The sequence below is a fragment of the Flavobacterium sp. HSC-32F16 genome, assembly GCF_024171645.1.
GTDB lineage: Bacteria > Bacteroidota > Bacteroidia > Flavobacteriales > Flavobacteriaceae > Flavobacterium.
In genome coordinates, this window is record NZ_JALKAC010000002.1 from 87,658 (window position 1) to 112,488 (window position 24,831).

At 34.8% G+C, this 24,831-nt stretch carries 19 protein-coding genes; 8 read left to right on the top strand and 11 right to left on the bottom strand.

The features are described 5' to 3' along the window. Window positions 1-89 precede the first annotated feature (89 nt). A complete protein-coding gene (locus tag L1276_RS06995; RefSeq protein WP_253786383.1) occupies window positions 90-2,744 on the top strand; it encodes a TonB-dependent receptor in 2,655 nt (884 codons plus the stop codon). A 344-nt stretch (window positions 2,745-3,088) separates the two neighbouring features. Here the strand turns inward: L1276_RS06995 and L1276_RS07000 are convergent, their stop codons facing one another. The 7 genes from L1276_RS07000 to L1276_RS07030 all read right to left on the bottom strand — a co-directional run bounded on the left by L1276_RS07000 (window position 3,089) and on the right by L1276_RS07030 (window position 12,941). Then, a complete protein-coding gene (locus L1276_RS07000; RefSeq protein WP_253786384.1) occupies window positions 3,089-5,863 on the bottom strand; it encodes a M4 family metallopeptidase in 2,775 nt (924 codons plus the stop codon). 352 nt (window positions 5,864-6,215) lie between these two features. Continuing rightward, entirely contained in the window at window positions 6,216-6,872 is a 657-nt protein-coding gene (locus L1276_RS07005) for a CoA transferase subunit B (protein ID WP_253786385.1), read from the bottom strand. Window positions 6,873-6,960: 88 nt separating this feature from the next. Next, the gene (bla, locus tag L1276_RS07010) at window positions 6,961-7,854 is read right to left on the bottom strand and encodes a class A beta-lactamase, subclass A2 (RefSeq protein WP_253786386.1); all 894 of its coding nucleotides are present in this window, start codon (window positions 7,852-7,854) and stop codon (window positions 6,961-6,963) included. Between the two features lie 48 nt (window positions 7,855-7,902). Then, window positions 7,903-8,604, bottom strand: a complete 702-nt coding sequence (locus L1276_RS07015) for a CoA transferase subunit A (protein WP_253786387.1) — start codon at window positions 8,602-8,604, stop codon at window positions 7,903-7,905. 189 nt (window positions 8,605-8,793) lie between these two features. Further along, the gene (locus tag L1276_RS07020; RefSeq protein WP_253786388.1) at window positions 8,794-11,100 is read right to left on the bottom strand and encodes a penicillin-binding protein 1A; all 2,307 of its coding nucleotides are present in this window, start codon (window positions 11,098-11,100) and stop codon (window positions 8,794-8,796) included. Between the two features lie 10 nt (window positions 11,101-11,110). Continuing rightward, window positions 11,111-11,590: a gliding motility lipoprotein GldH gene (locus L1276_RS07025; RefSeq protein ID WP_253786389.1), complete on the bottom strand. Its 480-nt coding sequence runs from the start codon at window positions 11,588-11,590 to the stop codon at window positions 11,111-11,113. After that, window positions 11,574-12,941, bottom strand: a complete 1,368-nt coding sequence (locus L1276_RS07030) for a regulatory iron-sulfur-containing complex subunit RicT (protein ID WP_253786390.1) — start codon at window positions 12,939-12,941, stop codon at window positions 11,574-11,576. Before L1276_RS07030 ends, L1276_RS07025 begins: the two co-directional genes overlap by 17 nt. Before the next feature lie 588 nt (window positions 12,942-13,529). Here L1276_RS07030 and L1276_RS07035 point away from each other — a divergent pair. The 6 genes from L1276_RS07035 to L1276_RS07060 all read left to right on the top strand — a co-directional run bounded on the left by L1276_RS07035 (window position 13,530) and on the right by L1276_RS07060 (window position 19,531). After that, complete coding sequence (locus L1276_RS07035; RefSeq protein ID WP_253786391.1) at window positions 13,530-14,711, top strand: ankyrin repeat domain-containing protein; 1,182 nt, start codon at window positions 13,530-13,532, stop codon at window positions 14,709-14,711. Between the two features lie 27 nt (window positions 14,712-14,738). Then, window positions 14,739-16,082 (top strand): ankyrin repeat domain-containing protein, encoded by a 1,344-nt coding sequence (locus L1276_RS07040; RefSeq protein ID WP_253786392.1) that lies wholly within the window; start codon window positions 14,739-14,741, stop codon window positions 16,080-16,082. A gap of 131 nt (window positions 16,083-16,213) precedes the next feature. Further along, window positions 16,214-17,035, top strand: a complete 822-nt coding sequence (locus L1276_RS07045) for a DUF6585 family protein (RefSeq protein ID WP_253786393.1) — start codon at window positions 16,214-16,216, stop codon at window positions 17,033-17,035. An 18-nt stretch (window positions 17,036-17,053) separates the two neighbouring features. After that, window positions 17,054-17,596: a hypothetical protein gene (locus L1276_RS07050; RefSeq protein ID WP_253786394.1), complete on the top strand. Its 543-nt coding sequence runs from the start codon at window positions 17,054-17,056 to the stop codon at window positions 17,594-17,596. Window positions 17,597-17,720: 124 nt separating this feature from the next. Beyond that, window positions 17,721-18,470, top strand: coding sequence for a hypothetical protein (locus L1276_RS07055; RefSeq protein ID WP_253786396.1), 750 nt, complete (start codon window positions 17,721-17,723; stop codon window positions 18,468-18,470). A 14-nt stretch (window positions 18,471-18,484) separates the two neighbouring features. Beyond that, window positions 18,485-19,531, top strand: a complete 1,047-nt coding sequence (locus L1276_RS07060) for a hypothetical protein (protein ID WP_253786397.1) — start codon at window positions 18,485-18,487, stop codon at window positions 19,529-19,531. A 77-nt stretch (window positions 19,532-19,608) separates the two neighbouring features. On the opposite strand, the gene L1276_RS07065 is transcribed toward L1276_RS07060, so the two are convergent. The 4 genes from L1276_RS07065 to L1276_RS07080 form a co-directional block, all read right to left on the bottom strand. Beyond that, window positions 19,609-19,839, bottom strand: coding sequence for a ferredoxin (locus L1276_RS07065; RefSeq protein WP_253786398.1), 231 nt, complete (start codon window positions 19,837-19,839; stop codon window positions 19,609-19,611). Continuing rightward, window positions 19,839-21,080 (bottom strand): peptidase U32 family protein, encoded by a 1,242-nt coding sequence (locus tag L1276_RS07070; RefSeq protein ID WP_253786399.1) that lies wholly within the window; start codon window positions 21,078-21,080, stop codon window positions 19,839-19,841. The genes L1276_RS07065 and L1276_RS07070 overlap by 1 nt, the downstream gene beginning before the upstream one ends. Before the next feature lie 497 nt (window positions 21,081-21,577). Further along, complete coding sequence (gene tnpA, locus L1276_RS07075) at window positions 21,578-22,012, bottom strand: IS200/IS605 family transposase (protein WP_253786400.1); 435 nt, start codon at window positions 22,010-22,012, stop codon at window positions 21,578-21,580. A 24-nt stretch (window positions 22,013-22,036) separates the two neighbouring features. Then, on the bottom strand, window positions 22,037-23,395 hold the full coding sequence (locus tag L1276_RS07080; RefSeq protein WP_253786401.1) for a rhodanese-related sulfurtransferase: 1,359 nt from the start codon (window positions 23,393-23,395) through the stop codon (window positions 22,037-22,039). Between the two features lie 280 nt (window positions 23,396-23,675). Here L1276_RS07080 and L1276_RS07085 point away from each other — a divergent pair, with 280 nt between their 5' ends. Then, the gene (locus L1276_RS07085) at window positions 23,676-24,830 is read left to right on the top strand and encodes an efflux RND transporter periplasmic adaptor subunit (RefSeq protein WP_253786402.1); all 1,155 of its coding nucleotides are present in this window, start codon (window positions 23,676-23,678) and stop codon (window positions 24,828-24,830) included. Window position 24,831: the final 1 nt, after the last annotated feature.

Sequence of the window (24,831 nt, forward strand, 5' to 3'; positions counted from 1 at the left end):
TTACAATTACATTTGCATTTTATTCATTATCCTATATAAATAGTAGGTAATTTAGAATTGCATTCCTTTTATTACAAAACCATTTTATTATGAGAAAACAACTAAAACGTATTATAACACTTGTTCTCACTCTATGGAGCACTTTGTTTTTTGCCCAAAATCACGAAATCACCGGAACAGTTACAACTGAAAACGGTATTCCTTTAGAATTTGCCGCAATTCTTGTAAAAGGCTCTCAAGCCAATACTACAACTGATGCCTTGGGAAAATTCAAAATTTCGTCTTCGGTAAGTTCTCCAACTTTGATTGTTACTTTATTTGGTTATGAAAAGAAAGAAGTTGTGGCAAAAGATCATTTTGTGGAAATACAGTTGGCTTTAGAAAACAATAGTTTAGATGAAATTGTAGTTGTGGGAAGCAGAAATCCAAAGAAAAGCAAATTGGAAACCGCTGTTCCTGTCGATGTTGTGAATTTAGCCAAAATTAGAAATACAACACCGCAGACTACTACAAACGATATTTTGACTTATTTAATTCCGTCTTTCAATTCAAACCGACAATCTTCGGCTGACGGAACGGAACATATTGACCCGGCTTCTTTGAGAGGTTTAGGTCCGGATCAGGTTTTGGTTTTGGTTAATGGAAAAAGGAGACATACCACTTCATTGGTAAATTATCAGAATACGGTTGGAAATGGTTCTGTTGGTACAGATCTAAGTGCAATTCCGGCATCGGCAATTAAACGAATTGAAGTTTTGCGTGATGGCGCTGCGGCTCAATACGGTTCTGATGCTATTGCGGGTGTAATTAACTTGGTTTTAAAAGACAATGCAGGTTTAGAAGCGAATGCAACTTATGGCTCTACGTCGAGAGATGATGGACAAACAACAAATATAAATTTAAACTACGGGACAAAAATTGGCAATAAAGGCGGTTTCCTAAATCTTTCTGCTGAATTTAATGACCGTCAGAAAACAAATCGTTCTCAAAATCATAATCTTATCATTTTTGATCAATCGGCTCAAGGTAATTTCTTTGCGTATGATTTTGCTGATGATCCGGTACAGTCCCGACAAATTGATGATAATCTTTTAGCACAAAATGGTTTGAAACGTGATGATTTTAATTTCCAGATTGGTGATGCTAAAATCCAGAATATTCAGGGTTTCTTTAATGCTTCGATTCCGTTAAACGATCAAATCGAATTTTATGCATCAGGTGGTGTCAGCCACAGAAAAGGAACAGGTTACGGATTTAGACGTTTACCAAGCGAAACCGAAAGTGTTGTAGCTTCAATTTTCCCTTTCGGATTTCAGCCTGAATTAAACTCGGTTGTTACGGATCTTTCTTCTTCTTTTGGATTTAAGTTTAAATTTGGTGAATGGAAACTGGATTTGAGTAACACAATTGGTGAGAATAAATTTGTTTATGAAGTATCAAACACAAACAACTTTTCATTGGGAGATGCAAGCCCTACAGATTTTAAGGCCGGAAATCATTCTTTTCTTCAAAATACTGTAAATGCCGATATTTCAAGATTATATAAAGATACTTTCAACGGTTTGAATGTGGCTTTTGGTGCTGAATATCGTTTTGAGAAATATAAAATTGTTCCTGGCGAAGAAGCTTCGTATGTTGATGGCGGAGCACAGTCTTTCCCAGGATTTTCTCCTTTGAATCAGGTTAATGAAGACCGAAACAGCGTTGGTGTTTATGCTGATGTTGAAGCTGATATTACTGATAAGTTTTTAGTTGGAATTGCAGGTCGTTATGAAGATTATACAGATTTTGGAAATACTATAAACGGAAAGCTTTCTTTGAGATATAAAATTTTGGATAATCTTTCTGTTCGCGGTGCCATTAGTTCTGGCTTTAGAGCACCTTCACTTCATCAGCAGTATTTCAATAATATCGCAACGGATGTTGTTGACGGGCAGATCCTGAATTCGGGTATTTTTAGAAATGACAGCGATGTGGCAAAACAGCTTGGAATTCCGAAATTGAAAGAGGAAACTTCAAGAAATTATAGTTTTGGAGTTGTTTTTTCTCCAACCAAGCAATTGCATATCACAGCAGATTACTATCATATAAGAATTGATAACAGAATTATCCTAACCGGAAATTTAGGAAATGATGCTTTTGGAGATCCTGTTCCTGAACTTCGTGATTTGTTTGCTCAATACGGAGCGCAAACGGGTCGTTTCTTTACAAACGCTATCAATACAACTACAAACGGACTTGATGTAGTTATTGATTATGATTTAAATCTTGGAAAAGGAAAATTGAATCTTTCACTATTATATAATTACAACGACAATAAGGTTGATGATCAATTAAATAATATTCCGTCAATATTTGTTGGTCAGGAAGATGTGTATTACGGTCCGCAGGAAAGAAGTCTGATCGAAACCAATACTCCAAAACACAAAGGTACTTTTGCTGTAAATTATAGTTTAGACAAATGGAATTTCTTATTAAGAAATACTTATTTCGGACAAGTTATTCGTGATGGTTTCCCTTTTGGAGGCATCCAGAAACATAATGGAAAAGTGGTTACTGATTTAACTGCGGCTTATAAAATAACGCCAAAAGTTCAGATTGCTGTTGGAGCTAACAACTTGTTCGATATTTTCCCGGACAAACAAATCTATGAAAACAGTTACTACGGAGTATTTAAATATGCACCGGTTCAAATGGGAACTACTGGGGCTTATTATTTTGGAAGAATCAGTTTTAGTTTATAAGGATTTTTAACGGCAAAGTGAGCAAGGAATTTACGCAAAGAGCGCAAAGGTTTTTTTAAGCTTTTTAAAAGAATCTCGCAAAGGCGCAGAGACGCAAAGTTTTTTATTGCCTCCAGCTTTAGCCGGTGAAATAAGATTTATAGAGAGAAGGGCTTTAGCTAAACAAGTAACTGTTTGGCTAAAGCCCTTCTCTTATTATATCCAGTCCAGCAAAATCTTAAAATTAAACTTTGCGTCTCTGCGCCTTTGCGAGATTCTTTAATAAAGTCTTGCGAACTTTGCGATTAAAAAAAACAAGCCTCGCAAATTGCGAGGCTTTTCATTTCTATACTAATTCAATTCTTTTATTTTTTAGCAAATTTCTTTACGATTTTCTTATCTCCATTATTCAATTCGATTATATAAATCCCTGTGCTTAATCTGCTTACATCAATTGCTCCAGCAACTTCGCCTGAAACAAGCTGTTGTCCTAATGTATTTATAATTTTATAAGAATATCCATTTGCTTCTGAAACCGAAATATTTAATTCGCTTTCAACCGGATTTGGATACAACGCAAAACTTTCTGTTTGAGTAGTTTCAACAATTCCTGCTGCGATTTGTTCTACTTCAACAGTTCCCGAAGCTGTAATGTTAATGGTGTAATCTTCAACTTGTCCATAAGAGAATCCTTCACAAGCAGTTGGAATTGCATTGTATTTCATAGAAACTCTTAATCTAGTTGCACCTAAAGTCGCAGTTGCCGGAATTGTAATCGTTCCTGTTACCGGAGTAGTTTTAGATGCTGCTTTTGTCCAAACTGTTTCTCCAGAATCTGAGAAATCTCCATCTTGGTTATAATCAATAAATACTGCATAACCTTCGTTATAACTTGTTGATGTCCAAACCGGAGTTATAGAGATTGTGTATGCACTTCCTCTTGCAGCATTGGTAGAAATAGCGGTATAATTTTCATAACCTGCTGTTCCTGTTGATGTATTATTAATTGTTCCAAAAACAACTTTACTTATTTTTTCATCAACAGTACTATTTCCTTGAGAAGCACAATATGATACTGTTGCGGCTGTCGTTGTTACACTTACCGCATTACTCGCTGCAGAAACATTTCCTGCTGCATCTTTTGCTTTTACAGTAAAACTATAAGTTGTTAAAGCAGCTAATCCAGTTACATTGAATGATGTTGTAGTCGATGAACCTTTAAGAGTAGTTCCCTGGTAAATATCATATCCTGTAACAGCCACATTATCTGTTGAAGCCGTCCAAGTAAGATTTGTTGTCGTTCCTGTTGTTCCCGAAGCTGCTAAACTTGCTGGTGCTGATGGAGCAACTGTATCTGTAGTTCCAGAATAGGCCGCACCAACTCCTATCGCATAAAATGCATTGGTAGTTGCAATAACTTCTGCAGAGCCTGCTCCATATAAATCAATTGCCGATTGGATTCCTGATGTTCTTGCATTTGCAAAAGTTGAGTTTGAAGTTAAATAAACGTCTTCTAAACGGAATGCAATTTTTGCTGCTTTATCAATTCCGATACCTGTTACATTGTATGAACTTCCAATATCATTAGTTCCTGATTTTCCTACTGTTAAAATATAAAACCAGTGATTAAAAACTCCAGAATTGGTATGCACGCCGCAATAATCATTGCTGCTTGTTGGTGTACAGCTCACATTAATCCAGTTTGTTCCTCCGTAAGTATCCGGCTGGCCTTCTGCTTTTGGATTACTCATAGAACGAAGCGCTACGTGTCCGCTTCTTCTTTCAATATCTTCACCCACTAACCAAGTTGACTTTGTAGGCGCTGCACGATATTCGATACAAGCTGCCCAAATATCAGAGAAAGCTTCGTTCATTGCTCCGGATTCTTTTTGATATGCCAGGTTTGCTGTATATGTACAAACTGCATGACCAATTTCGTGTCCTGCAACATCCAGAGAAGTCAGGATATCAAATCCACCAGTACCGCTTCCGTCACCGTATGTCATAACACTTCCATTCCAGAAAGCATTGTTGTTACTAGAATATCCTGCTGCAATTAAGTTGTAATGCACGTAACTTTTGATTTTTGCTCCGGCATCATCATAACTGTTTCTTCCGTGTACTGCAGACCAATAATCATACGTCATTTCGGCGCCCCAATGTGCATCAAGTGCTCCATTGTCTTTGTTTGTATTATTATATTCTGCTGCAGTCCAGTTATTATCTGCATCTGTAAAGTTTGTTGTTGGATACGTTGCCGTTCTGGCAGAATTATACGTTTGTATTCCCGTACCGCGTGTGCCGTCCAATAAAATATAAGATGAACCGCTCAAAGTGGTTTGTATAGTTTGCGTTCCGCTGTAACGTGTAGCTGCATTTGCTGCCACAATTGCTTTTTTATAAGAAGCAATTTCTTTGTCTGCAGTTTTTGATGAAGATAATTTTCTTGCATGAACATTATCATTGAGGTGTTTTATTGTCGCGTTATAAAACAATGCTTTTCCTGTTTGAGCATCAATATACAAATCACCACGGCTTAGCGGTTTTGTTGCATAAATATCAAACTTATAAGCAAGACGAACTTTATCAGTGGTTCTTTGTTCTCCCTGTTGTTCCATATCTGGTAATAAAACAAGTTCGCCAACAGGTTTTTCATAGCCAATTTCTTTTGCGTCACTTGGTTTTTCCCAAAGATACTCTGTGGCGTGAGTATGGCTTACTGCTTTGTTAAAAGCTTCCTGGGCAGAAAGAGCCGGCGTAAGTTTTACATTTTCGATATTGTAGTATTCTCCATTCATCGAAACTAATTTCCCTTTTTCAGAGTGTAAAGTATAATTGGCAAATTCTACTTTGATTCCCTGCTCATACAATTGAAATTTTTCGTGCGTATAACCTTGTTTGTCCGTTTCTGTTTTTACTTTTCTAAAAGTCTGGTTGTCTTTTAGTCCAAGCTGTTCTTTAAAAACTTTTTGAGAATCTGTTCCTTTATACGTAGATACATCACTAAAGGTAATTAAACTAGGCTGCCCGTTTTCGGATACACTTTTCTGGCTTACCCGTTTGTCTGTCACCTGCGCAGCTGCTGAAAGTGATAAAATAAGTAAAGCTGCAGTAATAATTCTTGGTAATTTTCTTTCCATAATAATTGGGGGTTTTAAAGTTTGGTTAAATAATTACAAACAAATCAATTAAAGTAAGTAAATACTTAAATTTGAAATAAAAGTATTTTAATTATGTTAGATAATCGATGAAATTTGCCGTTAATCGATAAAATGCAACAATTTTTACTTTAAATTCACTTTTATTTAACAAACTGTAAGAAATTCACAAATAAAAGTGCGAAATTTTGTATAGTTTGAAGATTTAAACAACTGAAAAACAGCACAAAAAACAAAAAACAGCTTCGTTTTTGAGCTTAACTTTAATTTAATCTTACAAAAAAAGCCAGCTTTAAAGCTGGCTTTGATTTTTTTACAATAATTCTTGTATTACTTAGATATCCATTTCTGGTATTTCCCCTTCAATTATTAAATCTGCTTCAGTCGAAGCTATAATGTGCTCAACTGATATGCCTGGCGCTCGTTCTAAGAGCTTAAAACCCTTTTCCGTTACTTCGAGAACAGCGAGCTCCGTTACGACCTTTTTTACACACCCTACACCAGTTAGCGGTAAAGTACATTTTTTAAGAATTTTAGATTCGCCTGCTTTGTTTACGTGCATCATGGCAACGATTATATTTTCGGCGGAAGCCACCAAATCCATTGCGCCTCCCATTCCTTTTACCATTTTACCCGGAATCTTCCAATTGGCAATATCTCCGTTTTCAGAAACTTCCATGGCACCCAGAATAGTTAAATCTACTTTTTGGCTTCGAATCATTCCAAAACTAAATGCCGAATCGAAGAAACTTGCTCCGGGCAGTGTAGTAATAGTCTGCTTTCCTGCGTTGATGATATCAGCGTCTTCTTCTCCTTCAAATGGAAAAGGTCCCATTCCTAAAACGCCGTTTTCACTTTGAAATTCAACTGCAATATCTTCTCTAACATAATTGGCAACCAAAGTTGGAATTCCAATTCCCAGATTAACAAAGTATCTGTCTTTTACTTCTTTCGCAATTCGTTTTGCTATATCTTCTTTATTAAGTGCCATATTTATAATGTGTCTATTTGGAAATTAGATGATTCGATAATGTTTCACTTTATCTATTTAATTATCTAATTATCACATTTCTAATTATCTAATTTTTCTTTGTAAAATAATCCCAGCTCGCTTTGGTTAAATCTGCAATTATTTTTTCGGTGTCTTCTTGCTTTTCTGTAATGTTTTTTAAATAAACAGAAATAATGAAATGTTTCCCATTTGGAAGTTTTACTATTCCCACATCATTCATTGCAACTCTCAGGTTATCATCATTTGTTCCTGATATCCCGGTTCTATGCGCCAATTCTGTATTTTCAGGAAGTCCGGCCTTCATCCAGGTAAGGCCTCTTGATGTTTCTACCATTATTTGATACAAATACTTTGTTATTGCCTCTTTTAGAACCTCTCCTTTATAGAATTTTTCAAGCAATTCTGTAGTTGCCAGTGGAGTTGTTGTATTTACATACAGTTTTTTCCAGCTTTTCATTTGTTCTTCGTTTACTTTAATAACGAAGTCTTTGATTCCCTGCTTATTTATAAATTTCTGTACTTCTTTTGTTCCGCCCACTAAATCGATCAAAATGTCGCAACCATTATTATCACTGTGCGAAACCGTATATCTAAGCAATTTATCTAAAGTCAGGTTAACATTTCCATTTGGAAAATCCTCCCTCATTGGGCTCCAGGTATTCTCATGCAAATCTTTCTTTTTTATAAAAATATCCTGAGTCAAAGAAAGTTTACCTTCATCTACTTTGTTTAACACAGTCAGCGCAATATGAAATTTAAAAACACTCATTAAAGGGGCTTTCAAATTTCCATTGATACTTAGAGTATCTTTATCTTCAATGCTTTTTATTGAAACTCCAACGGATGCATTTTTCCCCGAAATTATCTTATTCAGTTCTTGTCGGAGTTCATTTGTTGTTTGAGCATAAATCTGAAACGAAGCAAAAGAAAATAACAGCCCGCAAAAAAGTGTTTTTATCATATTTTTTTAATGTGTCAATTTGATAATTGGATAATTCAAAACGATTATCTAATTCTTTTGTCTAACTGTTCGCTGTTCTATTCTTTTTTCAAATTTTTCTCCCTGAAAGATACGTTGTACCATAATTCCCGGAATATGAATTTGATTTGGATCTAAAGTGCCAACAGGAACCAGTTCTTCAACTTCGGCAATCGTAATTTTTCCGGCTCCGGCCATACAGGCATTAAAGTTTCTGGCCGTTCCTTTAAAAATTAGATTTCCGGCTTCGTCGCCTTTCCATGCTTTTACAATAGCAAAGTCGGCTTTAAAAGCTTCTTCCATAATATGCATTTTCCCGTTGAATTCGCGGACTTCTTTTCCTTCGGCAACTTCGGTTCCGTAACCGGCGGGCGTAAAGAATGCCGGAATTCCTGCCTGAGCGGCACGACATCGTTCTGCCAAAGTTCCCTGTGGTGTCAATTCAACATCAAGTTCTCCCGAAAGCATCTGACGTTCGAACTCGGCATTTTCACCTACATAAGAGGAAATCATTTTTTTGATTTGTTTTTTCTGCAAAAGCAAACCTAAACCAAAATCATCTACACCTGCATTGTTTGAAATACAAGTTAAATCTGAAATTGGAGTGTTTACCAATGCTGCAATTGTATTTTCGGGAATGCCGCATAAACCAAAACCGCCAAACATAATTGTCATTCCGGTTTCAATTCCTGCAATAGCTTCCTGAACATTATTAACTTTTTTTGTTATCATAACAAACTGTCTTTATTACCGTATAATTTTGATAAAAATAAGATTTTTAGATTAATTTATAACGATTTCGTAAAAAATAAAATTTGAAAATATTGTTAGCTATAATTAATTATAAAAAAACATCCTTTTGTGCTTTCCAGGTAAGAAAGATTACAAAAGGATGTTTTTTATTTTAAAACTGAATAGAATTTACAACTCGAATTCGTCTGTATTTTGTTCTGTTTGTGTTGTATCTTTTACGATAACCGGTCTTTGGTAACAATCAACCTTAATAGAAAGATTTTTTGGACGCTCAAATTCGGATGTTGAGACTTGAAGGTTTTGATCTTTATAACAAAGTTTCATGAAATAAGCCCAAACTGGCAGCGCTGCTGTTGCTCCCTGTCCGTAAGTTAAACTTTTGAAACGTGCTGAACGGTCTTCACACCCAACCCAAACTCCGGTTACTAAGTTTGGAACCATTCCCATAAACCAACCATCTGATTGGTTTTGTGTTGTTCCTGTTTTACCTGCAATTGGGTTTTTGAACATATACGGATATCCTGTCCAACGTTTATCTCCACTTCCACCGCCTTGTGTACGTAAACGTGCTCCCGAACCAGTTTCGGTTACACCTTCTAATAATTTGATTACAGCAAAGGCTATATCTTTATTTAAAACGTCATGAGATTCCGGAATTGGTTCAAAAATTACCTCACCGCTTTTATTTTCAATTCGGCTTAAAAACTGAGGTTTTACATACACTCCCTGATTGGCAAATGTGCTGTATGCCGCGACCATGTCCTGAACCGTAATATCAACTGCTCCAAGTGCGATTGAAGGCTGAACTGGAATTTCAGTTTTCACCCCAAGTTTTCTTGTCAAATCAACAACGGCCTCCGGGCCCGTTCTGTCAATTAATTTAGCAGAAACTGTATTGATCGAATTCGCCAGACCTTGTTTTAAAGTTACCATTCCGCGGTATCTGTTGTCAGAGTTTCTTGGCTCCCAGTCTGCGGTTACGTGGTGACGCCCTTTATGAATCATGAAAGGTCCGTCTAGAATAGAATCGCAAGGAGACATATTTAATTCTTCAATAGCTGTGGCATAAACGAAAGGCTTGAATGTAGAACCTACTTGTCTTGCTCCCTGACCTACGTGATCGTATTGGAAATATTTGTAATTAATTCCCCCAACCCAAGCTTTAATGTTACCCGTTTGAGGTTCCATTGCCATTAAGCCTGATTGTAAGAAGTGTTTGTAATAACGAATAGAATCCAGCGGTGTCATGATAGTATCGCGTTCTCCTTTCCAGGTAAACACACGCATTCTGGTTTTTATCTTGAAAGAAGCGATAATATCGTCTTCGCTTTTATCTGAATCTTTCATTTGTGCCCAGCGAACAGAATTCTTCATTGCCTGCATCATGATTCTGTCTGTCTCTGCCTGAGTAATATTTAAGAATGGTGCATTTTTATTGTTTTTCATTTCAATAAAAAACTGCTGTTGTAAATTTTTCATATGCTCAGAAACGGCTTCTTCTGCATATTGCTGCATCCTTGAATCGATGGTTGTGTAAATTCTTAAACCATCTTTATAAATATCGTAATCAGATCCGTCTGGTTTTTTGTTTTCTGCTACCCATTTTTTTAAGTAATCACGAAGATATTCTCTAAAATAAGTTGCTGTTCCTTCGCGGTGGCTTTCAAGTTTGAATTTTAATGCGATAGGTAAAGCCTGAAGTTTTTCTTTTTCTGACTCTGAAATCATTTTTGCTTTTACCATCTGCCCAAGAACCACATTACGACGGTTTTTTACTCCTTCTGGATTTCTAACCGGATTATACAATCCTGAATTTTTAAACATTCCAACCAGCATAGCCGATTCGTCGATTGTCAAATCTTTAGGTTCTTTTGAGAAATAGGTTTGTGCTGCAGAGCTTACCCCAACAGAATAATTTCCAAAATCGTAAACGTTGCAATACATGGCCAAAATTTCGTTTTTGGTATATTGTCTCTCCAAACGAATGGCAATAATCCATTCTTTTACTTTTTGTAGAATCCTGAAAGGCAGAAAACGAGAACCTTCGCCATGAAACAACTGTTTTGCAAGCTGTTGTGTCAATGTACTTGCTCCTCCGTTTGTACCTAAACTAAAAACGGCTCTTAAGGTTCCACGTCCGTCAATTCCTGAATGTTCGTAAAAACGCGCATCTTCAGTAGCCACCAATGCCTCTACTAAATTTTTAGGAAGATCTGAATATTTAAGCTGTGATCTATTGGTTTTAAAATATTTACCTAATACAACTCCATCCGAAGAAATGACTTCGGTAGCTAAATTAGAATCTGGGTTTTCTAAGTCTTCAAATGAAGGCATTGAACCAAAAAGGCCCCAAGAAGCGAATAAGAAGAAGGCCAAAATTGCCAATAGGAAATAAGCGAAGAATCTCCAGAACTTCTTTTTGTAGTAATTAATATCCTTTACGGTATTGTTTTGATTGTTTTTTTTAGCAGCCATAACTATTTTTCTAATCTTTTTGTTCTATTCTAAAACCTACGTCTGTAATACCCTCTAAAGCCTCAACTCCAGGTATTTTCCCTGATTCTCTCACGGCCTGCTTAATATGAACTTTGTATTTCCCTTTAAACTTTACATCTTCTTTGTAGTACAGTTTACTTTCTTTAATATCAGTAAAACCGTTCCCCATTAATGTTCCGTCAGGATTTGCCATTTGGTATTCTAAAGTGTCCACTTTTGTAAAGCCGCTTGGTGTTTCAATAGCCACAATTAAAAATAAATTATTGAAAGGATAATTGTTGTTATCTCTCAAATTTACAAACAAATTGTACTTTTTGGTAGAATCTAAAACGGGCAGTTCAAAGGTTACAATACTGTCTTTGTGCCAGGCACTTCCAACAGATTTGTACTCATCGAATACTCTTTTTTTATCGCACGAAAAAAAAAGTATCGCTGCCAAAAGAAGAATACCGCTATTTTTTATTCTCATTTTTTGTAATAATTATAGGTTTTCTAGGTTCAGCTGGTTTATTTTCATTTGAATTTTGCTTGTTCGGATTGTTTTTATTCGAATTCTGCTTGTTCTTATGATTTGGTTTATTTGGGTTTTGTTTATTCTGCTGATTTGGATTTGGATTTCCTCCGGCAGGTTTATTGTTATTATTATTTGCCTGTTTTGGTTTTTCAGGAGCTGCAACAACTGCAGTTTCAGCATTTTTGCGTTTGCGATTTGGTTTTTTCTTTCTTTTTGGCTGATCAAAACGGGTTAAACTTTCCTGACCCATTGCGTTATTGAAGTCTTTTTCAGGTTCTGAAATAACTTCAATTGCAAAATCTTCCAAAGAAGAAACTTTGTTTTTTTGTTTGTTTTCGGCAATAATTTCTTTAACCTGATCAATTTTTAAAACGTGCCAATTTGCAAAATTATTGGTGTAAGCAAACCACATTAAACCTTTAAAAATATCTTGTTTTTGGCAGACAGCATCTCCTTTTTCGGTTACCAGTTTGGTATCGTAATCCGGAAAATCCTTTAATGCGTCCATGTAAGTATCTAACTCGTAGTTTAAACAGCATTTTAGTTTACCGCATTGTCCGGCTAATTTTTGCGGATTTAGAGATAATTGCTGATAACGAGCTGCTGATGTATTAACACTTCTAAAATCAGTAAGCCAGGTAGAACAGCAAAGTTCACGTCCGCAAGAACCAATTCCCCCCAAACGAGCGGCTTCCTGACGGAAACCTACTTGTTTCATTTCGACTCTGGTACTGAATTCTTTGGCAAAATCTTTAATTAAAAGTCTAAAATCGACTCTATCATTTGCTGTATAGTAAAATGTTGCTTTTGATCCGTCTCCCTGAAATTCAATATCCGAAATTTTCATTTCTAATTTATGCTGAATTGCCAGTTCACGTGCACGAACTTTCATTGGTTCTTCACGATCACGCGCTGTAGACCAGATATCAATATCTTTTTGAGATGCTTTTCTGTAAATTTTTGGAACTTCGTTACTATCGTGATTAACACCTTTTTTTTTCATTTGAATTTTAACCAATTCTCCTGTCAAAGTAACAATTCCAATATCATGTCCGGGCGAAGCAACAGTTGCTACAATATCGCCAATACTCAAAGTTAATTTTTCTGAATTTCTAAAGAATTCCTTGCGTCCGTTTTTAAAACGAACCTCAACACAATCAAAAATCGCCTCTCCATTAGACGGGCTCATGTTCGAAAGCCAGTCAAAAACCGTCAATTTATTGCAGCTATCGGTGCCGCAACTCCCATTATTTTTACAACCCTTAGGCGCACCGCCATCTGAGGTTGAACAACTTGTACATGCCATAATTATATATGTAGTGCTGCCAAAACGCAGCTTAAGTTCATAAACGTTTGATCGGTAAAGATAGTATTTTTTTTATTTTGCTATTTATAGATTAATTGTAAAGGGGTGTTAAATAAAAAATGAATCGATTTTAAAAAATAACCGTTCTAAAATTCTATATTAAAAATATTTTATTCTTCTCTAAATAAATGGCTTATTCTGTTTGTTTTATGACTTATTAGGGTCCTTTTCAATTCTTTTCAAAATTAATTTTGTATTTCTCTTGAAAAGAAAAAATTAGAACCCTATTGAAAAACCATGAAATTAATTCTTGAAGAATCAGAACAAAAAACTAACTACAAAAGAAATTAGTGAATAGGGTTTTCTTTTAAATATACTTTTCGTTTATTTTTTTGAAGAAATTAGATAGAAAAAGCTTAAAAATATCCATTATGTCTATTTCTGAACATAAAAAGCCATTTTAAATTTTCATTCTGAAATATTTTTAACAATTTTATGTTTTATCTTACAACCTGATTGATACTGTCTCAAAATTAGAATTCAAAGCAGTATTAATTCGAGCTTTATTCAATTTAAAATATTTTTTACATGCACACACAAAACATCATCGAACAGTATATTTTTCAGGGAAACCTTGATGCTGCCAGAGAATCTATTAAAAACGGAGAATCGTTTTCTGAACAATATCTTAAAAACAACTTTTCGCAAATAACAGCCAAAATTTTTGAAGCCAAAGCACTTGATCTTGTAGAAGCTTTGATAAAAGCAGGTTTTATCGAAACTGATATTTACGAATTGGATAGCTTTGATAAATCAATTTTCAGTTCAATTGCCCAAAACATAAAAAATGACGACGAATCTTTTTCTTTCTTCAAGGAAATAATGTCTAAAATCGATAATGTTAATGATGAAATCAGCGATCAGACTTTATTGGGTTATTGCATCGAGAAAGAAGCTGTTCAGGAAATTATTAAAAGCTTAATAGAAGATTTCAATTGTAATGCTCAGTTTAAGAACAATGCACAGGAAAATCTAATTCATAAAATTGTAAACAACTATTCTTTAAATGCCGAAAAAGGCAAAGAATATATTACAATACTACTTGAAAACGGCGTCGATATAAACGAGAAAAATGTAGTAGGAACCACGCCGCTTATGTATGCCGTTAAAAGGCATAAAAAAGAATACATTCTATTACTTCTAGAAAACGGCGCAGATCCAAATGAAACCGACAATCTAGAAAACAATGCCTTTTATTATGCTGTTGCAGAACAAATGTCTTTTGAAATGTATGATCTTTTAACAGCTTCTTCGAGTGCTAATTTCAACATAATCAACAAAGACGGAAGAACTTTACTTACCGAATTTATTAAAATGATGTCGGATTCCGAAAGGGATTTGAAATCTTTAGAAAGATTATTATCAGATGGTGCCGACTTGAATCATTGTGCTCAATATTACGGAAATCCAAAGTCAGGACTTGATTATATTGCTGAGAAAAAATCCGGAATTTTAAAAACTGTCCTTGATACCGGATCAATTGAAGTAAACGAACAAGATAATGAAGGAAACACATTACTTCATAAAGTTTGCGCTTATAACGTAAATTATGATGCCGAAGCGGCAAAAGAAACCTACAGAAAAGTAAAACTGCTATTGGAAAGTGGTGCCGATAAATCCATAACCAACGATAAAGATGAAACGGCTCTTACGCTTGCGTCTGGAGACAACCTAAAAATCAAAACCGTTGAACTTTTAATGAAATCATAATAACTGAATTATATAAACTACGATTATATGTCTATGTCATTTATAATTGCCTGCGAAAACGGCAACCGAAAAATAGCTGAATTATTACTTCAAAATAAAGAAGTCGATGTAAAATATACTGACGAAAGAGGAAGAACCGCTCTTCATTATGCCGCACACAGAGGTTATCTGGATATTGTGAAAATCCTAACCGAAGATGGTGCCGATATTAACTATGAAGATCATGAGGGAGAAACGCCTTTATTCTTTGCTTGTTTGCAAAAGCAGAAACAAACGGCGCTGTATCTTTTAGAAAACGGTGCCGAAATCACCAAAAATGATAAATACGGAAACAGCCTTTTACACTTAGTCGTTCAAACTGCTCAAATTGAAATTGCAACAAAGTTGCTTGAAGCAGGAACAGATGTTAATTTACTGAATAACAATGGAGAAACACCACTTTTATTAGCTTCGGCTAAATTAAATCGAGAAATTATTCAACTTCTTTTAGACAAAGGAGCGGATATTAATGTCACCGATAAACAAGGAAACACGCCATTATTGTATGCTTGTTATACCAAATCGATTCCAATGGTGACCTTACTTTTGGATAATGGTGCCGACATTAATCAAGTAAATCATTCTGGCGAAAATGCCCTTTTGATTGCGTGTTACGAAACCAACAGAATGCTGGCTAAATTATTAGTCGAAAGAGGCGCTGATGTTTTCACTTCAAACAATAACGGTTACTCTCCTGTTTGGTACGCTTGCGCGAATAATCAAAAGGAAATTGTGTCTTTATTTTTAGAAAATGGAGTTGATGTAAATTATAGCAAACCAGTCGCTGGAGAAACGTCATCTATGAATGATTATCTGGATTGGATTGTCAGCGCTGCAAATATTGCAAACGATTCAAGTTTTACACTAAATAGTAGTTATACTTACGGCGGAGAAAGCCTTTTGCACGTGGCAACAAAAAAAGGCAATTTAAGCATGGTGAAATTATTGATTGATGCTGGTGCTAATATCAACATTCAAGACGAATCCGGAAATACGCCTTTGCACTACAGCGCTGCGAACGGAAAAAAAGATGTAGTGAAATATTTATTGGATAATAAAGCCGATGCTTCAATTGTAAATGTAAAAGAGCAAAAGGCAATTGATTATTCAAACGTAAAAGGTTTTAATGAAATAACCGAATTGATTCTGAAATATGCACCATCTGGAACTGTTATAACGCCTATTCAAAAAGAGGAATCTCCAAAAGCAGATAATTCAAACGCTATGGAAGGAAAGAAAAAAGCATTATTAGATTTAAAAGAACTTCTAGACGCTGGAATTTTAACTTCGGAAGAATTCGAAACTGAGAAAAGTAAAATTTTAAAAGGATAGATCAGCTTTAAACTTAAACAAATACTCTTACATTTTTATAAACTGGATGGTACTATGGAAACAGTATCATTTTGAAAAATAAAATCATTTATCGTAGAAATAATCTGCATAAATGTTAAATTAAATTATTCATGAGCACGCATCCCGAACTTGGAAAACTAGAATTGAAAAGCGTACCCAGCAAAACGTTTTTATATTTTGCTGTATTTATATGCATTTTATTTGCTGCAATATGCGGTCTTATCTACTTTGGCGCAATTATCCCTATAAATCAAGGAAAGTCTACTTTTAGTGGTGATATCAGTATTTTATATATAACAATGATTGGAATAATGATACTAGGTATTGCTATTCTCTTGTTGTCAATCGTTTTAACAAAGGGAGCGGTATTTTATTTGCATGAGAAAGGAATTGTCGCTGTTAATAAAGAAAGTCAAAAAATTACTCTTTATTCAGACATTCAGCACGTTTATTTATTTACATCTGGCAAACGAATTTTTGGTCCAAATAACATCGCTTTCCGAAATAACGAAAGAACTGATTGGCAGGCTATATCTGCTAAATATAGTAATTACGGTGCAGCAATTACAACTATTCGTACGCGCCAGCAGGAAGCAAACTTTCCAAAAATATTACAGCAGCTAAACGAAGGCAAAAGTGTAAACTTTCATTATATTGATTATGCTAAATTACTAAGTACACAATTTTTTGCACTAAATACAAAATCATATTTGAATGTAATACCAAAAACACTGGTTCTTTATAAAGATAAATTAATTGCAGGTCATGAAACTATTTATCTATCAGATGTTCAACGCTTTTCAACAAATGATTGGACCAGCCAAATAAAGCTTTTAAATAAAGAAAATAAAACCCTTTTTAGTATTTCATTTTATTCTGTTTTTAGTGGTGATAGTTTTACTGCTACTTTAGATAAATTGATTAACAAATAACCCTATTAAATTTTAAAAATGAAAAAGACTCTAAATAATTCCTTACTACTATTTGTATTAATCACTGCAAGTATAATTTCTACTTCCTGCAACAATCTTTCCCCAGAAAAAACCTTTGAAATTGCTGCTTTAAATTCGAATTTATTATCTCGTTTTGGAAGTAAGGATATCAATTATAAGTTGGAATCTGAACCTCAGGTTTATGATGAAACACAAAAAAAGATGATTCCATCTTCTTATTACGATTATTTTAAATTTGATATAACCAATTTAGAAACGCAATTTAAAAGAATTCAAGAAATCAATGAAGACGATGATAATAAAGAACTTCTTCAGGCATCAAAAGATTTATTTTCTTATGCGATAGCGAAACAAAAAGAAGGTTATTTGCCCATTGCGAAACTGAAAGATGAAAAAGCTTCTCCAGAACAAATAGAAAAAGCGATTGCAGATTTTGACGCTTCTACTCGAAACGAAATTGACGCTAAGTTTACCAAATTGATGAATGTTGCAAAAACATATACTGATAAGCATAATATTGACGCTAAATTCGGTATCTAAGAATTTTGAAAAAGGATTAATCTCATCAAAAAATCAGGCAGGATTTGCCTGATTTTTTTTAATTAGTAAATTGCTCCAACTGAGAAATTTTAAAAATAAAAATCTACTAAAAAAAACCTAAATTATGGTAAAAAAATACTTTTCAATTATTACTACAATTTTACTACTGTCTATAATTTACAGCTGTAAAGATTCCAAAACCAATGACAAAGAATCAAACACCGAAGTTACAGAGCTCAAGGAAATTCCTGAAACTGAAGAATCAGCGGTTGTAACAAAGAAAAGTCCAGAAGATTTTGTACCAAAAGGTTATGTCATTTTTGATACTATTTATGGGGATTTAAACAAAGACAATCTGGATGACCTTGCTTTTATTATTAAAGGAACTGATAAGAGCAAAGTCATTCAAGATGAATACCGCGGTCAGTTAGACCGAAACCGCAGAGGTATAATTGTGCTTTTAAATAAAAATGAAGGTTATGAACTCGCTGTTAAAAATTACGATTGTTTCTCTTCTGAAAATGAAGACGGCGGTGTTTACTTTGCTCCGGAGTTAGGTGTTGAAATAACCAAAGGAAAATTATTTGTAAACTATGGACATGGAAGATATGGATATTGGGCCTACACTTTTAGATATCAAAACTCCGACTTAGAACTTATTGGATATGACGCAAGCAGTAATCAGGGCCCTATGGTTCTTACTGAAACAAGTATAAACTTTTTAACTAAGAAGAAGATTACAAATGAAAACATAAATAGAGATGCAGAAGATGAGAATGAAGTTTTTGAGAAAACAGAAACTAAAATCAGTAAAAGCAAACTGATTAAATTATCTGAAATTAAAGACTTTGATGAACTCGAAGTTTCAGAATAATAAATACATCAAATATGAAAGTAACGTTTTTAATTGTTTTTCTATTAGCCGGGATATTCAATACAAATGCTCAGAAGGCTTACATTATTCATGATTTCATGAAAGACTATACTTTATATTTTGTGCAGCAAACCATAAACTCAGAAATAAAAGAATATTACAAGCTTACAGAAAATAAAAGTCCGAAAACTGTGCTGGAGTATGGTGCAAAAGAACTTTCTAAACCACAAATAAGCAAAACAGCGAAAACAGCAGCTTTCAAAAGTATTTCAAACAGTAATATTCGTATTCTGGGCGATGTTAATTTTGACGGCAGACCAGATATCATTATCCATGATACGGAAAAATTTGATGAGGGCTGTTATTCCCCAATTGCCAATGCTAGTATTTTTATCAACACAACAACTGATTTTTCATATAGTCAAACTATAAGTGAAGTATACAACGGTGCTTACTGTATGCGTGGTGGTTCTTTTGATATAGATACTAAAAACAAACGACTTATAACATGGAGCTCAGGCGGTGCGTCACTTCATGGCTGTGAGCATTACAGTGTTTTGGGTAAAGAAGCAAAAATGGTTGCAACTTATCAGGAAGATGGTTACTTTCCATCGCCCTACTGTAATATAACCGGCAAAAAATGGGAGAATAATAAATGGGTTTCTTTTACCTCTCTATCTCTATATGAAGAAGGTTTAAAAACAAACAAATTACTTTCTTTCGACACAAAAAACGGTAAAGGCCGTGTGATTCTATTTAAAGCTGATAATGTATTGTATTACGCCTTTCGGAAGAATGATGAGTATAATTTTATTTCTTTCGCCCATCCGTCCAGTCCTGAAAAAGCAAGTAAGGCCGCATTTAAATTCAGGAAACAAAATACAGGTTACGAACTTGAGTTTAACAGCGGCAGCATAAAATACATCCTTTATGAAACGGCAGACAATGTGGGTATCAAAATAAATGTAAACGGAAAAATATCTGATTGGCAGGGAATAGCAAAAAAAGGAACTTTAGATACATTGACGCATAATAAGTTTATCAATGTTACCAACGAATAGTTTTTTATAACACACAAAAAGAGCCGCTTATCTAATCTTCGGCTCTTTTTTGTATAAACTAAACATTTTAATATTGATTAAGTTTCTTTAACCGTAATAATCTTTACCGGACAAGCTTTTGCAGCCAATTCACAGCTTTCAACAATCGTATGATTAGATGATTTCAATGTAAAAAAACCTTTTGTATTTACAGAATGGATCAAAACTGATTTTCCGTCTTTTTTAGACATCTGAAAATGTACCGGATCCATTTCGACGCAATAATTACAGCCAATGCATTTATCTCTTTGTAGAGTAACAATAACCATTATGCCTCAACGATTTTATATAACTTATCCGACATTCTGATTCTAAACGGAAGCTTGAAAGTACAATCATCCCCTTTTGTGGCTTTTTCGGCTTTAAGATCGTTTACAAACATTTCGTCGATAACCATTTCCTGAGCACCTGTATTTGGGCCTGTTACCAAAATTTTATCTCCAATTTTTATATCATAAGCTTCAATCTTAAATTGTCCGACTTCAGCTTTTGGGAAATAATGCATTCCTTTTCCAACATAAACTTTTTTCTGCGTTGCAGCCGATCCCGGAATATCACTCCACTCGCCTAACTCCTGACCCAAATAATAACCTGACCAGAAACCACGATTGTAAACTGTTTCTAATGCCTCCATCCATGTTGCGGTTTTTTCTTTTGAGAAAGTTCCGTCATAATACGAGTCGATAGCTTCTCGATACGTTTTGATAACAGTTGCCACATATTCAGGCGCACGGCCCCGACCTTCGATTTTTAAAACCTGAATTCCGGAATCTATAACCTGGTCTAAGAAATCGATTGTGCATAAATCTTTCGGCGACATCATGTATTCGTTATCCAATTCGATTTCAAAACCAGTTTCCTGATCGATAACGGTATATTTTTTTCGGCAGTTTTGCTTGCAGGCACCTCGATTTGCCGATGAATTATGCGAGTGCAGACTCAAATAACATTTACCTGAAACTGCCATACATAAAGCGCCGTGACCAAAAATTTCGATTTCGACTAAATTTCCATTAGGGCCTTTTATCTGCTCTTTCTCAATTTGAGCCGTGATACTCTTTACTTGGCGCAAACTCAATTCTCGGCTTAAAACCATAGTATCAGCAAATAAACTATAAAACTTTATAGTTTCGATATTGGTTACATTTAATTGAGTCGAAATATGAACTTCTATTCCAATTGATCGCGCCATAGCAATTACAGCTTGGTCAGAAGCAATTACCGCTGTAATATTCGCTTCTTTTGCTTTGTTCAATAATGTTTTTACGACTGATAAATCGTGATCGTAAATAATGGTGTTTAAAGTAAGATAGCTTCGAACTTTTTTTGTTTCGCAGCGATTGGCAATATCCTTTAAGTCATCAATAGTAAAATTCACCGTTGATCGCGCGCGCATGTTAAGCTGTTCAACTCCAAAGTAAACAGAATCACAGCCATTATCTAAAGCAGCCTGAAGCGACTCAAAATTCCCAGCGGGAGCCATGAGTTCGATTTTGTTTGTAATAGTCATTTTTGATTTTATTATTGCAATGATATGTTTTCCGAATCTACTCATCTAACAATTGGCAAAAATAATGTGGGTATAGATTAGATTTCTATGATTTATATCATAGTCTATATTTTAAAAATTATTAATAGTACTAATAGACCATAGTTTCAACCACAACAAACGTAGTGTTGTGCATTTCAAATTCAATTTTGAAATATATACAATCGTTGAGGATATCCGTTGCGTTCCTGCGGTTGAAACCGCAGGCTATGTTTTCTTTTGCCTGTGGTATTTCAAATATAGCCCGTGGTTTCAACCACGGGGAACGTGTCGAAACATTTTTTCTAAACTCTTCTAATATGTATTATCGTTGCGGACATTCATTACGTCCTGCGGTTGAAACCGCAGGCTATGTTTTCTTTTGCCTGTGGTATTTCCAAATATAGCCCGTGGTTTCAACCACGGGGAACGTGTTGTTATTCATTTCAACCATGTAAACGCACCGTTGAGTTAAGCAATCATTTGTCCACTAATCCATGCAATTTTACAAACTCATCAAATTCATCTTGTCCATTTTTCTTAAGATGGTGTTGCTTTTGATTCTTAATATAATTGTAAACAGCATCCAACTGAGATTCGCTTACAGAGAAAACACCAAAGCCAGTTTGCCAAGCAAATTTTTCAAGAATAAATTCTCCTCTATTCATAAAATGAGAAGAACTACCTTTAATTTGCTTAACAATGTCTGAAACAGTTTTTTGTGGATTTTGTAAAAATAAGACATGCACATGATCTGGCATTCCATTTATGATTCTAACGGGACATCCAAGTTCAGTCAGCTCTAGCCAAATAAAATCGTACAATGTTTTCTCAATTGAAAAATCAATTAATTCCTGACGATTTTTGGTTGCCCAAATTGCATGAGTCCATAATTTGGTATAGGATTGTGACATAAATAATTAGCATAAAAATTTATGCTAATTTACAATTTTATACAACTTATCTGACAAACGAATACGAAAAGGAACCTCAAAAGTAACTTTATCACCAATTTTAGCAGATTGAGTTTCTGCGCCATCAACGATAAATTTATTTAAAACCAATTCTTGTTCACCTGTTGTTGGTCCGGAAATAAGGATTTTATCACCAATATTTAGATCGTGATTTTCAATAGTAAACTGTGCTACTTGTGCTTTTACATAATAATGTTCTGCTTTTCCAAGAAGTACTTTTTTTACTTTTACTTTCTGACGAATATCGGCTGGTTTTTGAGCTTCAGCTAATGCGGTATTTGGCAGCTCACCTGAATGTTTGAATTTCAAGTTTTCAGATTTACCTTTTCTAAATACTTTGTTTCCAACTTGTTTTCCGGTTCTTAAACGAACTTGGTCAACTAGAGGCATATGAATAATCTCTAAACATTCTGTAGAACAGCAGTTTTCCATTGCAGCTTTACAATCATCACATTGAATAAATAATAAATGACAACCGTCATTTTCGCAATTCGTGTGGTTATCGCAAGGTTTTCCACATTGATGGCATTGTGAAATAATATCATCCGTGATTCTTTCGCCAAGACGATTATCAAATACGAAATTTTTTCCAATGAATTTGCTTTCTAAACCTTCTGCTTCAATTTGCTTAGCATAATTAATAATTCCGCCTTCTAATTGAAACACATTTTTAAAACCTTGGTGTTTAAAATAAGCACTTGCTTTTTCACAGCGAATTCCTCCAGTACAATACATGACCAGATTTTTATCTTCTTTGTGGTTTTGAAGTTGTTCGTTGATTATTGGTAAGCTTTCTCTAAACGTCTCAACATCTGGAGTAATGGCATTTTTAAAATGTCCAACTTCACTTTCGTAATGATTTCTAAAATCAACTACAATAGTGTTTGGATCATCAAGAATCTCGTTGAATTCCTTGGCTTTTAAGTGAACGCCAATATTAGTTACATCAAAAGTATCGTCGTTCAAACCGTCAGCAACGATTTTGTGACGCACTTTAATAGTCAATTTTAAAAAGGAATGGTCATCATGTTCTACAGCTTCATTCAAACGAATGCCTTTCATGAAATCATAAACTTCAAGAGTGGTTCTAAAAGCTTCCAAATTTTCTTCAGGAATACTCATTTGAGCATTTATTCCTTCGTTGGCAACATAAATTCGGCCTAAAGCATCAAGTGCATTCCAGACTAGGAATAAATCATCGCGAAATTTTTTGGGATCTTCAATTTTGGCATACGCATAGAAAGACAACGTAAGACGTTGTTTACCTGCATCATCGATCATGACAGCTCTTTCTTCCGCGCTCAAAGTGTTGTACAGTTGCATGCTATAAACAGTTTTAAGTTAAGAATATATATTGAATTCTATTTTCTGAGTGAATTCGGGCGCAAAGGTAGGTTTTTCTTTTCGATTTCAAAAACAATTAACTAACCGTGTTTTAAACCATATAAGTGATATAAGTTCATTTCATTTTTGCTTTCCAGGATATAATCATTGCGGTTTTAAGCTTGCAACTTTGTTGCATTATTAAAAAATAAATACTGTTTATCAATGCGTTATAAAAATTTCACTAAATTTATAAGGTACAATTTTAACATTTATGATTATGAATGCTTTAAAACTACCCAAAACCACCCTCCCAATTCTTCTATTTTTTGTAATCTTCAGTTCTTGTAAAAAAGAACAACCAAAAGCCCCGCCTCCCATGCAGGCACCTTTTGTAACGGTCAAGAGTGAAGATGTCCCCATTTACAAAGATTTTGCCGGACAGACTTTTGGAGATTTAGACATTGAATTAATCGCCAGAGTTGACGGAATTCTGACTGGAATTCACTTCAAAGAAGGTCAGCGTGTTAAAAAAGGACAATTATTATACACCATTGATCCACTGGAATATGACACCAAAGTCGATCAGGTTAGAGGACAGGTTGCCGCTGCACAAAGTAATTTAGTGAATGCCGAAGAAGAATTAAAACGAATTCGGCCGCTTGCAGATATGAACGCTGTTAGTAAAAGAGAATTAGATGCGGCTGTAGCCAAAGAAAAAGCCGCTCGGTCAAACTATACGAGTGTACAGGCAAGTTTAAAAAATCAGCAGATAGAAAGAAGCTATGCCAATATCAAATCACCTATAGACGGCGTTATTGGTCTTTCGAATGCCAGATTAGGAGATTATATAACCAAAATTGGAAACGACTCTAAATTAAACACGGTTTCAAAACTAGAAAAAGTCAGAGTTCAGTTTACTGTCAGCGAATCAAACTATCTGCAATATCAAAAACAAGTCAAAGACGGAGAACGAATTACCGATCTCGCTTTAATTCTTTCCGACGGAAGTACACATCCATACAAAGGAACTCTCAATTTTTCCGACACTAAAATAGATCCAACAACCGGAACCGTAACCATTGAAGCACAATTCCCCAATCCGGACGGAACTTTACGATCCGGACAATTTGCCAAAGTGCGTGTTTTACTCCGAACTCAAAAAGATGCTATAGTTGTTCCTCAAAAAGCCGTAACCGAAATTCAGGGATTATTTCAGGTTTCTATTATCGACGATAAAAACACCATTCAAACTCGAATGGTCGAAGTTGGTCAGAAAATTGGAGTCGATTGGATTATTACCAAAGGTTTAAAACCCAACGAAAAAGTCGCCATTATTGGCAATCAGTTTATTCAGCCTGGATCAACAGTCGTTCCAGTTCCCTACGTAGCCGACAAAGATAAAAAGCAGATTGCATCATCTCTAAATAATTAGG